Source organism: Sphingosinicella sp., from assembly GCF_052387495.1.
Taxonomy (GTDB): Bacteria; Pseudomonadota; Alphaproteobacteria; order Sphingomonadales; family Sphingomonadaceae; genus Allosphingosinicella.
In genome coordinates this window covers 1-13,465 of sequence record NZ_JBQTJC010000220.1, presented here as the reverse complement: position 1 = coordinate 13,465, position 13,465 = coordinate 1, and the positions used below count along the sequence as shown (strand labels likewise).

Annotated in this window: 14 protein-coding genes and 1 pseudogene; 7 read left to right on the top strand and 8 right to left on the bottom strand. The window is 69.9% G+C overall.

Annotated elements, in window-relative coordinates; all coding sequences use genetic code 11:
• Positions 1 to 145 precede the first annotated feature (145 nt).
• Positions 146 to 445 (bottom strand): hypothetical protein, encoded by a 300-nt coding sequence (locus ACT4N8_RS12170; protein ID WP_444858393.1) that lies wholly within the window; start codon positions 443 to 445, stop codon positions 146 to 148.
• Between the two features lie 55 nt (positions 446 to 500).
• On the opposite strand from ACT4N8_RS12170, the gene ACT4N8_RS12165 reads away from it, so the two are divergent.
• Positions 501 to 956: a GFA family protein gene (locus ACT4N8_RS12165; protein ID WP_444858392.1), complete on the top strand. Its 456-nt coding sequence runs from the start codon at positions 501 to 503 to the stop codon at positions 954 to 956.
• Here ACT4N8_RS12165 and ACT4N8_RS12160 read toward each other — a convergent pair.
• The 3 genes from ACT4N8_RS12160 to addA are packed head-to-tail and all read right to left on the bottom strand — an operon-like array spanning position 938 to position 5,073.
• Positions 938 to 1,276 carry a thioredoxin family protein gene (locus ACT4N8_RS12160; protein ID WP_444858391.1) on the bottom strand — a complete coding sequence of 113 codons (339 nt, stop codon included), beginning with the start codon at positions 1,274 to 1,276 and terminating at the stop codon, positions 938 to 940. The genes ACT4N8_RS12165 and ACT4N8_RS12160 overlap by 19 nt on opposite strands.
• Before the next feature lie 7 nt (positions 1,277 to 1,283).
• Entirely contained in the window at positions 1,284 to 1,619 is a 336-nt protein-coding gene (gene trxA, locus ACT4N8_RS12155; protein ID WP_444858390.1) for a thioredoxin TrxA, read from the bottom strand.
• Positions 1,620 to 1,674: 55 nt separating this feature from the next.
• Positions 1,675 to 5,073, bottom strand: a complete 3,399-nt coding sequence (addA, locus tag ACT4N8_RS12150) for a double-strand break repair helicase AddA (RefSeq protein ID WP_444858389.1) — start codon at positions 5,071 to 5,073, stop codon at positions 1,675 to 1,677.
• A gap of 162 nt (positions 5,074 to 5,235) precedes the next feature.
• Here addA and ACT4N8_RS12145 point away from each other — a divergent pair, with 162 nt between their 5' ends.
• Positions 5,236 to 6,318 carry a sensor histidine kinase gene (locus ACT4N8_RS12145; RefSeq protein WP_444858388.1) on the top strand — a complete coding sequence of 361 codons (1,083 nt, stop codon included), beginning with the start codon at positions 5,236 to 5,238 and terminating at the stop codon, positions 6,316 to 6,318.
• On the opposite strand, the gene ACT4N8_RS12140 is transcribed toward ACT4N8_RS12145, so the two are convergent.
• Positions 6,315 to 6,869 carry a methylated-DNA--[protein]-cysteine S-methyltransferase gene (locus tag ACT4N8_RS12140; protein ID WP_444858387.1) on the bottom strand — a complete coding sequence of 185 codons (555 nt, stop codon included), beginning with the start codon at positions 6,867 to 6,869 and terminating at the stop codon, positions 6,315 to 6,317. The genes ACT4N8_RS12145 and ACT4N8_RS12140 overlap by 4 nt on opposite strands.
• A gap of 142 nt (positions 6,870 to 7,011) precedes the next feature.
• Between ACT4N8_RS12140 and ACT4N8_RS12135 the strand changes: the two genes are divergently transcribed.
• Both ACT4N8_RS12135 and ACT4N8_RS12130 read left to right on the top strand, forming a co-directional pair.
• The gene (locus tag ACT4N8_RS12135) at positions 7,012 to 7,461 is read left to right on the top strand and encodes a hypothetical protein (protein WP_444858386.1); all 450 of its coding nucleotides are present in this window, start codon (positions 7,012 to 7,014) and stop codon (positions 7,459 to 7,461) included.
• A gap of 143 nt (positions 7,462 to 7,604) precedes the next feature.
• A complete protein-coding gene (locus tag ACT4N8_RS12130; protein WP_444858385.1) occupies positions 7,605 to 7,793 on the top strand; it encodes a hypothetical protein in 189 nt (62 codons plus the stop codon).
• A 21-nt stretch (positions 7,794 to 7,814) separates the two neighbouring features.
• Here ACT4N8_RS12130 and ACT4N8_RS12125 read toward each other — a convergent pair whose 3' ends face one another.
• A complete protein-coding gene (locus tag ACT4N8_RS12125) occupies positions 7,815 to 8,468 on the bottom strand; it encodes a DUF4893 domain-containing protein (protein ID WP_444858384.1) in 654 nt (217 codons plus the stop codon).
• A complete protein-coding gene (locus tag ACT4N8_RS12120) occupies positions 8,458 to 9,408 on the bottom strand; it encodes a PilZ domain-containing protein (RefSeq protein WP_444858383.1) in 951 nt (316 codons plus the stop codon). The genes ACT4N8_RS12125 and ACT4N8_RS12120 overlap by 11 nt, the downstream gene beginning before the upstream one ends.
• Before the next feature lie 207 nt (positions 9,409 to 9,615).
• Here ACT4N8_RS12120 and ACT4N8_RS12115 point away from each other — a divergent pair.
• The 3 genes and pseudogenes from ACT4N8_RS12115 (at position 9,616) to ACT4N8_RS12105 (ending at position 12,883) form a co-directional block, all read left to right on the top strand.
• Positions 9,616 to 10,378 (top strand): annotated as a pseudogene (locus ACT4N8_RS12115) (sulfite exporter TauE/SafE family protein).
• A gap of 76 nt (positions 10,379 to 10,454) precedes the next feature.
• On the top strand, positions 10,455 to 10,856 hold the full coding sequence (locus tag ACT4N8_RS12110; protein ID WP_444858382.1) for a hypothetical protein: 402 nt from the start codon (positions 10,455 to 10,457) through the stop codon (positions 10,854 to 10,856).
• A gap of 86 nt (positions 10,857 to 10,942) precedes the next feature.
• Positions 10,943 to 12,883, top strand: a complete 1,941-nt coding sequence (locus ACT4N8_RS12105; RefSeq protein ID WP_444858381.1) for a S9 family peptidase — start codon at positions 10,943 to 10,945, stop codon at positions 12,881 to 12,883.
• 1 nt (position 12,884) lies between these two features.
• Here ACT4N8_RS12105 and ACT4N8_RS12100 read toward each other — a convergent pair.
• Positions 12,885 to 13,465, bottom strand: a 581-nt coding sequence (locus tag ACT4N8_RS12100) for a PD-(D/E)XK nuclease family protein (protein ID WP_444858380.1), incomplete at its 5' end; no start/stop codon positions are given.

Genomic DNA, 13,465 nt, shown 5'->3' with positions numbered 1-13,465 from the left:
GGTGTCTGGGGTCGTTGTACCCCCCTACTTTGTTTTTGCAAACCCCGCCCAACTGGGTGGATACCCTGACTTTAGACTCCCCCCCCGGCCGCCGCCGGCGCCGAGAATGAGACGACGACTGGGGGCCGCAACCGCGGCCCGGGCCTCATTCGATCCGGCGGTCCGCGTAGAGCGGAATCGCGCGTGCGGGGGCAGAAGCGGGCGCGACTGGCCTGGCGCGCGGCGATGCGGCGGTCGCGGGTGCCGCGATCGCGGCGATCGCGGCTGGCGCGACGGCGGCGGGGGCCGCGGCGGGAATGGCGCCGATCTGGGCCGCCTGCACCATCCCCGCCTCGGGCGCGCGCGCGCCGGTCAGCGCGCCGGTGGCGGCGCTCAGCAGGGAAAGGAGGGCAAGGATCAGCTCCATCGCGCCTGCGACATAGTGACGGAGGCCGCCAAGGTCCATGATTTTGCTTGGCGCCGAGTTGAACGCTCCGCCGCTCGGGGCTAGCGGCCTGCCAATGGATAAAGCAAGTACCGGCGGCTGCGCCTGCGGCGCCGTCCGCTACGCGCTGAAGAGCGCGCCATTCGACGCCGGCTGGTGCCATTGCCGGACCTGCCAGCTCGTCTCCGGCGCGCCCGCCATGGCCTTTGCCAGCGTGCCGACGGGCGATCTTGTCTTCACCCAGGGCGAGGACCGGCTGAAGCGCTTCGATTCAAGCGACTTCGGCCATCGCCTGTTCTGCGGCGAGTGCGGCAGCGCGCTCACCATTCAGGTCGATTTCCAGCCCGAGACGATCGACTTCGCGATTTCCGCGCTCGACGATCCCGACCCGGTCGTGCCCGGCTTCCACATCTTCCGCGCGAGCAAGGTCGGCTGGTTCGAGACCGCGGACGCCCTCCCCCGCCACGACCGCTTCCGGCCAGACACGCGGGGCCTTGCCGGGACGGAGCCACCTCAGGCGGGATCCAGATAAGGCGCGAGCTCGGCTTCGACTTTCTTGAGCGGCATATAGCCGTCGAGGCGAGTCACCTCCTCGCCCCGATCGAAGAGGATGCAGAGCGGGAAGGTCTCGACGCCGAAGCGCTTCGCGCTGGCCGGGTTGGCATCCACATCGAGCTTGGCCACGCTGAGCCGGTCCTTGCGGCGGGCGGCGAGGTAGCGAAGGCCCGGCGCCATCAGCTTGCAGGGCCCGCACCAGGGGGCCCCGAACGAGACGAGGACGAGACGCCCAGCGCCCAACACGTCCCGATCGAAGCTCGCATCGGTGACGATGCGGACGAACCCCGCGCTCATTGCCTGGCTAGGCGGCGGCGGACTGAAGCGCGCCCTCGAGCCAGGCCTGGATGCGGCTCTTGGGCTCGGCGCCGACCTGGGTCGCGGCCGGCTGGCCGTTCCTGAACAGGATCATCGTCGGGATGCCGCGCACGCCATATTTCGAGGGCGCCTCCGGATTTTCGTCGATGTTCAACTTGGCGATGGTCACCTTGTCGCCCAGCTCCTCGCTCAATTCCTCGAGCGCGGGCGCGATCATCTTGCACGGGCCGCACCATTCCGCCCAGAAATCGACCAGCACCGGGCCGGAGGCGCCGAGCACATCGGTCTGGAAGGACGAATCGGTGACGGTCTTGGTGGCCATGTCTCTAGTCTCCTTGGAGGGCTGGAGCGGGATGTAGGGTGGCGCGTGCCCCGGCTCAACTCCCCGCGGGCGCATGGGCGTCGAGTAGCGCTTGCGGCAACGGGTGGAGCAGCGGCCCGCTCGTATAGAGCAAGGCCGCCTCGACCGGCCGATCGGGAAAGATGACGCGCAACGCCGCGCGATAGGCGGCCATCTGGCGCAAATGGCCGGGCGGGACCTCCGCCGGCGTCGCCGGCACGCTGCGGCGGGTCTTTAAATCGGCGCCGAGGATTCGGTCGTCGGCGACCAGCCGCGGGTCGGCGGTGCCGGCGACGACGATCCCCTCCCCGATCACCGCCGCGATCGGCGCCTCGGCGAGCGCGTCGGCGCTGAACAGGTCGGCGAAATCGGGATGATCGACGATCCGGCAGGCATCGGCGACGAGCGAATGGCGGAACGCCGCGTCGTCCACGCCGGCCGACCGCTCCAGCCATTGCGCCGCCAGCGCCGGCCGTTCGGCGGGGATGACGCCGGGGAGGCGCTCGAAGAGCTGGTGGAGCAGCTTGCCGCGCAAGGCTGCGCGGCGCAGCTCCGGTCCGGGCGGCGGATAAGGCAGGTCGTCCTCGCCGATCGCCGAGGGGGCGAGCGGCCGCGGCGGCCGCGCCTCGACCGGCGCAGGCGTGCGCAGCCAGTCAGGGATTTCTACTTTGGATTCCACTTGTTTCGTCGGTTTCTTCGCGCGTTGTTCGAGCGAGCCAAAGCGCATTTCGCGGGTCCAGGCCGGCACTTCCTCCCAGTCCGCGCCGAGCCCGGCCAGCGCCGTCTCGACCGCCCGGTGCCAACTCGCTTGCGCCGCGCCGTCGCGGTCGCGGGCGGCGAGCGCGCCGCCGACATAGAGCCGTTCCTCCGCCCGGGTCAGGGCGACGTAGAGCAGCCGCCAATGCTCCTCGCGGTCGCGCGCGTCCTGCCGCGCGACATGGGAGGCGAGCGGCTCCGCCATTTCATCCTTGCGCGGCCGGAAGACCGGCAGCTCCGGCCCGCCCTCGCCGAGCGGCAGAGCAGCGATCCGGCTGCCGGGACCGAGCCGGTCCGGATCGGCGCAGGCGTCGGCGAGGACGAGCACCGGCGATTGCAGGCCCTTGGCGCCGTGTACGGTCATCACCCGCACGGCATCGCGCGGACCCGAAGGATCGCGCACGATCTCGACATCGCCGCGCGCGAACCAATCGAGAAAGGCCTGGAGCGAGGTGGCGGGGCCTTCGAATTCGAGCGCGCTCGACAGCAATTCCTCGATCGGATCGCGCGCCTCCGGGCCGAGCCGCTCGAGCAATTTGCGCCGCCCGTCGAACGGCCCGGAGAGCAGGCTTTCGAAGAAGCCGTGCGGGGTCTCGAAATCGGCCATGGCGAGGACCGCCTGAAGGCCGTCGCGCGCCGCTTTCGGCGTGGCCTTGTGGTCGCGCAGATGCGGCCAGAGCGGGCCATCGCGGCCTTCCGCGACCGCATAGAGCTGATCCTGCGACCAGCTGAAGAGCGGGGAGACGAGCAGGCTGGCCAGGTTGAGATCGTCGAGCGGCTGGACGGCGAAACGGGCGGCGGCGAGCAGATCCTGTACCGCCAGCGGGGCCGAGAGGAGCAGCCGGTCGACGCCGGCGACGGGGACGCCTTCGGCATGGAGCCGCGCGACCAGCAGGGCCGCGAGCTCGCCGCGGCGGCGGACGAGGATGAGGATATCCTCGGGGCGAAGCTGACGGCCGCGGCTTGCCAGCCAGAAGGGATTTTCGAGCCAGTCGCGGATTTGCCGGGCAAGCTTGCCGGCATAGGCTCGGGTGGATTCGGCGATCCAGCCTTCCTCGCCAACTTCTTCGTCGGCCTCGACGCTGTAGGGCTGCCAGAGCGTCACCGAGCCCGACCAGTCGCTGTGATGCGACTCGTGCGGGTTGGGACGCCGCGCCAGGCCGAGCGCCTCGTGGCCGACCTCGCCGATCATCCGATCGACGACGCTCAGGATTTCCGGCGCGGAGCGGAAGCTCTTGTCCATCGAGAGATCGAGGAAGTCGCGCTCGACCGAAGCCGCCTCCCGCGCGAACCAGGCGCGGGCGACGTCGAAGCTGGCGGGATCGGTGCCCTGGAAGCCGAAAATCGCCTGCTTGTAGTCGCCGACGGTGAAGATCGTGCGGTGGCGGCGGGACTCGCCTTCGCCGGCGAAAAATTCCCCGGCGAGCGCGCGGACGATGTTCCACTGCCGCTCGTTCGTGTCCTGGGCCTCGTCGATCAGGATATGATCGGTCTGGCGGTCGAGCTTGTAGCGCACCCAGTCGCCCATGCCGGGGGTGAGCAGCAGCGCCTCGGCCCAGCGGATCAGATCGTCGAAATCGACCGCGCCGGCGGCGCGCTTGGCGTCGCGGTAAGCGCTTGCGAAGGCCTGTCCGGCGCGGAGGCCGGCGGCGAGGTCCGCCACCATTGCCGCGCGCGAGCGCAGATCGATCAGGCGGCGGCAGCATTCGGCGAGGCGCGCGGCGGCGGCGTCATAAGCGGGCAGCGCCTTGAGCAGGCCGGTCGACACCTTGCGCGGGTCGCCCGCCTTGGTGAGCACGATTCCGGCAATGTCGGCCAGCGCGGAGGCGCGCGCCTCCGGCCAGCGCGCCAGCCAGCCGGCGACCACGTCGCAGGCGGATTGGCCCGTCGCCGTGCCCCAGGCGCGGTTGGCGTCCGCGATCGTCCTCAGCACCGCCAGATCGAAGGCGTCGTCGGCGCATTCGCGGGCGAGGATCGCGTTGATGTCGCCCAAAGGGAGATCGAACAGGTGCCGCAGCCGCGCCTCGATCCCTTCGCGCGGGCCGAGCGCCGCCATCGCCTCCGGGGCGCGCGCGGAGGCGCGGAGGAAGCTCTCCGCCCCGCCCTCGCCCAGCCGCAAGCTCAGCGCCTGGATGTCGGCGACGAGACCGAGATCGCCCCCCGCCTCTGCGCGCACCAGCAAATCGGCGAGCGCGGCCCGGCCAAGTTGCTGCTCCTCGCGGCCCTCGAGCGGACGGAAGCCGGGCACCAGCCCCGCCTCGGCCGGAAAGGCGGCGAGCAGGCTCTGGGAGAAGGCGTGGATGGTCTGGATGCGCAGGCCGCCCCCGGTCGCCTCCAGGACGCGGGCGAACACGGTGCGGGCCCGCTCGCGCGTCGCCGGGCCGGGATCCTCGGCGAGCGCGAGCAATTCCTTGCCGAGCTCGTTGTCCTTCAAACGCACCCAGTGCGCGAGCCGGGAATGGATTCGCTCGGCCATCTCGGCCGCACCGGCCTTGGTGAAGGTGAGGCAGAGGATCGTCGCCGGGTCCGCGCCGGCGAGCAGCAGCCGCAGCACGCGCGCGGTCAAGACATGGGTCTTTCCCGTTCCCGCCGAGGCCGAAAGCGAGGCATGATCGCGCGGGTGCGAGGCGCGCAGCTGGTCGCCTTCGAGCAAGGCGAGCGGTTTGAGGCGGTTCGCCATCACCTTCTCTTAGGAGGACCGAAGGCATGAATGCGACCCGATTCTTTCAGCGCGAGCCCGCGGTCGTTCCGGCCCCGTAAAAAATATTAACCATATCGCGAAAGGTTTTTCGCCCGGCCGGGACTGTATGGGTAAGCGCTACTCGAACCCGAGGGGACGCCGTTGGGAACAGGCGACCAGGAGCGTGAGCTGCTGCAGCTGATCAGCGAAGGCTTCATCTTCGTCGATCCGGACTTCCGCGTCCTCGAGATCAACGCCGAAGGCCTGCGCATGGCGCGCCGGCCGAGATCGGACTTCATCGGCCGCATCCTCTGGGACGTGGCTCCCCATCTGCGCACGTCCGCGCTGGAAGCCATCTTCGTCAAGGCGATGCGGGACCGGCAGCCGGTCTCAATCGAGCATTTCTATACCTGGACCGACGGGCGCCAGTCCTGGCTCGAGATTCGCGGTCACCGAACCGCGGGCGGCCTCGCCATCTTCTACCGCGACATCAGCCAGCAGAAGAAGTCGGCCGAGGAGCTGGCCCGGGCCCAGGCCGAGCTTATGCACGGCTCCCGGGTCAGCGCGATGGGGACGATGGCCGCGACCCTGTCGCACGAGTTGGCGCAGCCGCTGACCGCGGCCGGCAATTATATCGAGACGTGCAGAAAGCTGCTTCGTCCAATCGCCGACGAGCGGGCGCGGGAGGCACGGCGCGCGCTCGACCAGGCGGGTGGCTCAATCCGGCGGGCGATCGACATATTGGAACGGCTGCGCGCCTTCGTCTCCAAGGGCAGGACCAAAGCGGAGACGAATGACCTGCGGGCGATCATCGCCGATGCCGGCGTGCTCGTCCTCCCGCTCGCCCAGCGCGAAGGGGTCGAGATCCGCTTTCACCTCGACGACAAGGCCCATTGGGTGCGCGCCGACGCGGTCCAGATCCAGCAGGTCCTGATCAACCTGATCCGCAATGCGATCGAAGCGATGCGTGACTCCGCGCGCAAGCGCATCGCGATCGCCACCTCGCCCGCGTCCGGGAACATGGTCGAGGTCAGCGTCGAGGACAGCGGCCCGGGCCTCGGCGACGCCGCGCCGGAGACGGTCTTCGCCCCTTTCCACAGCAGCAAGCCTGGCGGCCTCGGTGTGGGCCTCTCGATCAGCCGCACGATCGTCGAGGCGCATGGCGGGACGATCGTCGCGGAGAATTCGCCCAAGGGTGGCGCCGTCTTCCGCTTCACCCTGCCCGCGGGACGCAAGCCCGATTAGGCAGGCGGCGGCGCGAAGAGCGGCAGCGATTCCGGGGCGAGCGCGCCTTCGATCTCCAGCAACCTGAGCTTGGTCGCCACGCCACCCGCTGCCGAGAAGCCGCCGGTGCGCCCGTCTGCCGCGGTGATGCGGTGACAGGGCACGACGATCGGCCACGGATTGCGGCCGAGCGCCTGGCCGACCGCCTGCGCCGCGCCGGGATCGCCGAGCCTTGCGGCGAGCGCGCCATAGGTCCGCGTTTCGCCCCACGGAATGGCCAGCGCGGCACGATAGACAGCGGCCTCGAACGCCCCGACGCGATCCAGATCCAGCGGCGCATCCGAATAGTCGGAGCGCGCCCCGCTGAGGTGAGCGACGATCTTTGCGATTAGGGCGCCGATGGCTTCCGGCGGCTCGGCCGGCGCGAGTCCGGGAAAGCGGCGCTCGAGCCGCGCCAGCGCCGCCGAATCACTCGCCTCGGGCAGCTGAAGGCCGAGGACCGTGCCGCCCTCCCAGGCCAGGGCGCAGCGCCCGATCGGCGTCTCGAACAGGGCGAATCCGCGCTCGGTCATGCGGACATCCTAACCTCGATCAGCGCGAAGGTCGTGGGTTGACAGCGGGGCAGTCTCATTTACTCTACGAAACGTCTGGATGCTCCGACACCAATCGTGGCTGCCTGGGTCGGGGGCTGTATTCGGACGAGGGGAGAGTAGAATGAAACCCACTCGTAAGCTCAGCCGGCGCTCCTTCCTGGGCCGCGTCGCGGGCGGCGCCCTGGTCAGTGCTGCCGCCATCACCGTCGTCACCGACGAAGCGTCCGCGCAGAGCGGCTGCAGCGACGCCGATTCAGGACGCTATGGCGATCCGGGCGGGAACGGCAGGCGCTGCCGGCGCCCGACGGGCTGCAGCGACCGCGATCCCTCCGATCCGGTCGGCCGTGGCCGCCGTTGCGGCGGGCGTCCTTCCGGCTGCAGCGACAGCGACCCGTCCGATCCGGTCGGCCGCGGCCGTCGTTGCGGACACCGCCCCTCGGGCTGCACCGATCGCGACACGGGCCGAGGTTCCGACCCGGTGGGTCGCGGTCGCCGCTGCGGACGCCGTTCGTGCACCGATTCCGACACCGGCCATGGCTCCGATCCGGTCGGTCGCGGGCGCCGCTGCTGATCTCGGGCTGATTGAAGAACGGGACGGCGCAGACAGGCGCCGTCCCGATTTTCACGCGACGAAGATTGATCTCGGCTGTTTCGCCGGCACGGCGGAACCGCTAGGCTTGGCCGCTTACCGTACCCATCAGAGCAGCAGCAGAGATGGCCGACGAACCCGAAGTCGAAACTCCGAGCGTCCTGGCAGAGGCGGAAGCCGCCAAAGCCTCCACCAGGCCGCCCGCCAAGCGGACCCGGCAGCTGGTCACCGGCGCCGCGATCGGCATCGGCTCCGCGGCCCTCGTCGCCGCCCTCCTCTACGCCAACCGCGCCCGCAAGAACGACAAGGGCTAGACTCCAGGCCCTGAGCCCCGCTCAATCGAGCGGCGCCGGAGCCGGGACGAACTCGACGATGTCGAGCCTCGCGCCGCCCCGCGGCCATGGCAGAAGAAGGCGGTAGCGCATCGGCCCGACCCGCTCGACGATTCCGGCCAGCTCCCGCGCCTCCTCCTCGCCATAGGCTGGCGCCCGCTCGTCGTTCGCGGTCATCATCGTTCCCAGGAAGATGAGCCGCGCGTCGCTATCGGCGAAGAGATAGCCGCCGAAGCGCTCGCCGCCCGCCTGCTTGGTGAAGGAGAGCAAGCCGCCCTCCGCGCCGACATGGCAGAAGTGAGCCGGGTAAACCGTCAGGGCGCGCCGCCCCGGCGCTCCACCCAGCCGGATGACGCGGCAACGATAGGGACCGGGAGGTGGCGCGGCGCGCGGCTGGCCGATCGCGGGCGTCAGCGCCGGACCCAGATCCGCGATCCGCGCAGCGAAGCCCCCTTGCCGCGCCTCGGCGAGCCCCGCCTCCCAGGCGCCGCGGAGCCTGGCGATGCGATCGGCATCCGCCGGCCGGGCGACGCTGCGCCAGGCCTCCGCGGCGGGAGGCTCGCTCGCGGGCGGCGGCGCCTCCGGGACGGTCTGACAGGCGGCAAGGGTCGGCAGGACGAACGCGAGACGAAGCAGCGATGCGCGTTCAATCGGCATCGCGGGCCGCGGCCAGCACCCGCTCCAGCACGGCGGGATGGAGCGGCTGGGTGAACTCGCAGGTGAAGCGATAGCCTTCATTGGCGACGATCCGCGCCGGCCATCCTTCGAGGCCGGGCAGCACGATCCAGAGCAGGGTCCCGAGCCGCAGCGGCGCGAAGGATTCGAACTCGATCGATCGCTGGGTGAGCGACTCGACGTCGATCGCCCAGCGCCGCAGCCCCTCGCGCACTCGGGCGTGGAGATTGAGCTGGACGGAGCCCGCCGAGTCGGGCCCCGGGGGCGCCTCCTCCGCCGAGGACGGCGGCGGCGCGGTGAAATCGGCCGGCGGCGCCTGCCGCCGCTCCCTGAGCCAGGGCATCAGCTCCTGCCAGCCCAGCTCCTGGTCGAAGCCGATGCCCGCGACACAGTCCTTCGCCCAGCGCACGACGCCGGAAATCGGGTGGAGACCCTCGGGCGTCACCGTCAGCCGGTCCTCGCGGGCCAGCGGGAAGGGCGCTTCGATTTTGACGCCGCCCTGGGCGATATCGCGGACCGTCACCAGCTCGGTGCGGCCGGCCGCCTCGAGCAAGGCGGGGCAATAGACCTCGATCCGCGGCATGCGGCGGCGCTCGCCGGGCTGTCCGGCGAGATTGCGGGCGAGGATCGGCAGGATATCGATCGGCCGGTCGAATCTGAGCCCGATCTCGAAGCCCTGCCGCCAGGCGATCGTGCCGTCGAGATGCTCGCCGGTCTCGAGCTCGAGCTCCAGCCGCTGCCCTTCTTCGATCGCAAGATCGGCGTGCAACACCGCGCCGCCCGCGCCGATCTTGCGGATCTGGCAGACCTGCCGGATGCTGCCCAGGGTGAGCGAGCCCGGCTGGAAGACCGCGCCCGCATCATCCTCGTAGCCGTCGCTCGGCGGCACGTCGGCGGAAAGTGAGTAGACGGTGTCCAACACGACCTGTCCTTAAAAGCCAAATCGAAGCCCGACGGCCGCCCCCGCGCCGATCCTCGCCATTTTCCGGCAACAAAGGTTTACGATTTGCTAAGATTTGAGGGGGTCCGCGCCTGGGAACTCGTCCCGTCATCCGGCATTTGCACCGTCCCGGCGCTGGACTATGTCGGGGACTGAGCGGGAGACCTCCTCCCGATGCCGGGAGCGGGTATGTTCGACCTCAGCGTGACGTCGGCCGCCGATATCCTGCCCTTCATCCTGGTGGGCTTCGCGGCGCAGCTCGTCGACGGCGCGCTCGGCATGGCGTTCGGCGTGATTTCGAGCACCTTGCTGATCAGCCTCGGCGTGCCCCCCGCCTCCGCCTCGGCCAGCGTCCACGCGGTGGAGGTGTTCACCACCGGCGCCTCGGGGATCAGCCACACATTGCACAAGAACGTGAGCTGGCGGCTGTTTCGGCGGATCGTCATCCCCGGCCTGATCGGCGGCATTCTCGGCGCCTATGTCCTGACCCAAGTCCCGGCGGAGCAGGCGCGGCCCTTCGTGCTGGGCTATCTCGCTTTGATCGGCGTTTATCTACTCTGGCGGGGCACCCGCCGCGTCCAGCGTCACCGCCACGCGCGGATCGTCGAGCCGCTCGGCTTCGCCGGCGGTTTCCTCGACGCCGCGGGCGGCGGCGGCTGGGGCCCCGTCGTGACCAGCAACCTGCTCGCCCAGGGCGCGCATCCGAGGAAGGTGATCGGCACGGTCAACACCGCTGAATTCTTCCTCGCCGTCACCATCTCGGCCACCTTCCTGGCCTCGCTCGGCTGGGAGGCCTTCACCCTGTCGATGGCGGGCCTCTTGATCGGCGGCGTCGCGGCGGCGCCGCTGGGTGGATATGGCGCGCCATGTGCCAGCCAGGGGCCTGCTGCTGATCGTCGGCGGTGTGCTGATCCTGACCAGCCTCTACGGAATCTGGGTGACGCTCGCCTGAGCCGAAACAATTCGACTCCGCGCGGGCGTTAACCATGCTAGTTAACCCCTTCCCTTCGCTGAGAAAGGAAGAGTCGATGAAGAAGCCGCTCGCCCTCGCCGGTCTCTCCGCCTTCATGCTGATCGGCGCCGCCTATCCCGATCTGCCGCAGCTCGCTTATGCCGGCATCGCCGTCATCGGGCAGGATCATGCCGTCGCGCCGGTCCGCTACCGGCCCTGCCGCGGTCGCAATGACGACCGCTGCATCCAGCTCTATGAGCGCGGCGTGCGCGCGGCCTATGCCGAATGGCTTGGCGAGCGCGAGCCGCGCCGCGCCCGGGTTCATATGGCCTCCGCCGATGGGCATCATCCGGCCGACCATCGCGCCCATCGCGGGCATCGCGGCCACCGCATGCACGGCCGCCACGACCGTCGGGCACATTCCGAAATGCGCTGCCCGCGGCCGGAGGCGCCGCCGCATCGGGGCGAACTGGGCTGACGGGGCGGCTTCAGGCCACCGCGCTTGACCCCCTGGCCTGACTGAAGGACTGCTTGGCGCGTCCCAGGCAATCGTCGAGGTGTCCCTTGATTCGGCCCGTATTCCTTTCCGCCCTGCTCGCCCTGTCCGTTCCTCTCGCCGCGCAGGCGCCGGAGCCCGCCGTCCGCCAGGTCGGCACCGCCCGGCTCGAAAACGTTCCGGAAATCCCGGCCGACGTCCGCGCCGCCGTCCAGCTTTACCAGAATTACCGCGAGGCGCGCTTCCAGGACTGGCTGCGCAACGGGACGATGCTGATCACCACCCGCTTCGGCGCGACCAATCAGGTCCACCATGTCGAGGCGCCGCTTCGGGCGCGCACCCAGCTCACCTTCCACGACGAGCCGGTTTCGGGCGCGCAGGCGATCCCGGAGAGCCACGCCTTCGTTTACAGCCGCGACACCGGCGGCGACGAGTGGTTCCAGCTCTACGCGCGCGGCGTCGTGGGCGGCGAAGCGCGCCTGGTCACCGAGCCCGGCACGCGCAACCAGGGCGCGGTGTTCAGCCGCGACGGCAACCTCGTCGCCTGGTCGCGGGCGACGCGCGGCTCGGCCGATTATGCGATCATGACCGCCGCGCCGAACGATCCCGCCACCCGCCGGGTCGCCTGGCAGGGCACGGGCGCCGTCTTCCCCACCGACATCAGCGATGACGGCCGCCGCATCCTCGTCAGCCGCGGCATCTCCAACCGCGAGAACCGGCTGATCCTGCTCGATCTCGCGAGCGGCGAGGCGCGCGAGCTCGCCTGGTCGGTGGCGACGCCGGCGCGCTATAGCGAGGCGCGTTTCATCCGAAACGGCCGCTCGATCCTGACGATCACCAATGCCGGCGGCGATGTCGCGCGGCTGACGGAGATCGACATCGAGAGCGGGCGGATGACGCCGGTGTCGCCCGAGATGGAGTGGGACGTCGAGGATTACGACCTCTCGAGCGACGGCCGCCTGCTCGCTTATTCGGTCAACGAGGACGGCTACTCGCGCGTTGTCCTGCAGGATTTCGTCACCCGCCGCGCGCTGCCGCAGCCGACTTCGCTGCCGCGCGGCGTGCTCACCGGCATGGGTTTCTCGCCCGACGGGCGACGGCTCGGACTGTCGATTTCCTCCGCGACCTCGGCCGGAGACGTCTATACCTTCGACACGACCGGCGAGCGCGGTTCGGAACGCTGGACGATGTCCGAATTGGGAGGGCTCGATCCGGCGCGGCTCGCCGAGCCCGAGCTGATCCGCTTCGAGAGCTTCGACGGACTTTCCGTCCCCGCCTTCGTCTATCGCCCGCGCGGGGTGGCGGCGGATGCGCGCACGCCGGTGATCGTCGACATCCACGGTGGGCCGGAGAGCCAGACCCGGCCGGGCTGGAACCCCGGCGCGCAATATTTCGCCGACGTGCTCGGCGCGACCGTGATCCTGCCCAACGTGCGCGGCTCCGAAGGCTATGGCACGCGCTATATGAACCTCGACAATGCCGAGCGGCGCGAGGACAGCGTGCGCGACATCGGCGCGCTGCTCGACTGGATAGGGCGCCAGCCGAACCTGGATGCCGCGCGGGTCGCGGTCTACGGCCAGTCCTATGGCGGCTATATGTCGCTCGCCTCGATGACCCACTTCTCCGACCGGCTCGTGGGCGGCGTCGAGCGCTACGGGATCAGCGATTTCGCCACGTTCCTCAGGAACACCGAGGCCTATCGCCGCGACAATCGCCGCGCCGAATATGGCGACGAGCGCGACCCCGAAATGCAGCGCGTCTTCGAGCGGATCGCACCGATGAACAACATCGCCCGGATCACCCGGCCGATGCTGGTCATGCAGGGCGCCAACGACCCGCGCGTCCCGCAATCGGAATCGGACCAGGTCGTGCGGCGGCTGCGCGAGAACGGGATCGAAACCTGGTACGTCCTCTTCGCCGACGAGGGCCACGGCTTCCAGAAGAAGCCGAACAACGATTTGCGGCGCGAGGTCGAGACGGTGTTCCTGCGGCGGCTGTTCGCGCGCTAGCTCACTCTCGACCGTACCATTCGTCGAGGCGCATGAGCTGGTCGTAATCGCCGTAGGGCGCGTATTCGGGGTGCAGCCTGGCGGTGAAGGGTTCGGACCCGGTCAGCCACTTCTCGACGGCGCCAATGAAGTTGCGCGCGGCGGCGGTGGTGAAATCGGCGGCGTCGAGGCCCGAACGGCCGCCGACGGGCGAGGCGACATAGCCGAGCTTGCCCGATTTGCGTGCCAGGCTCCAATATTCGAACGCCGCCGCCGCGCCCTCGATTCCCTCGAAGCCGCCACGCTCGGCAATCAGGCCGAGCAGGCCGAGCTGAAGCGAATAGCCTTCCGCCACGGCCTTGGTTGAAGGCGGCTGCCCGGTCTTGTAGTCGACGATGGCGAGACTGCCGTCGGCGAGCCGATCGATCCGGTCGGCGACGCCGCGCAGCTTCACTCCGGCGAGATCGATCCTGCCTTCCGCCTCGGCGGCGAGCGGACGGCGCCCATTGGCGCGGTCCTCGGCCATCCGCCCGGCGATGAAGTCGATCGCCTCCAGCAGCCGCGGCTGCCAGAGCGCGCGCATCAGCGGATGGGCGTCGGCCC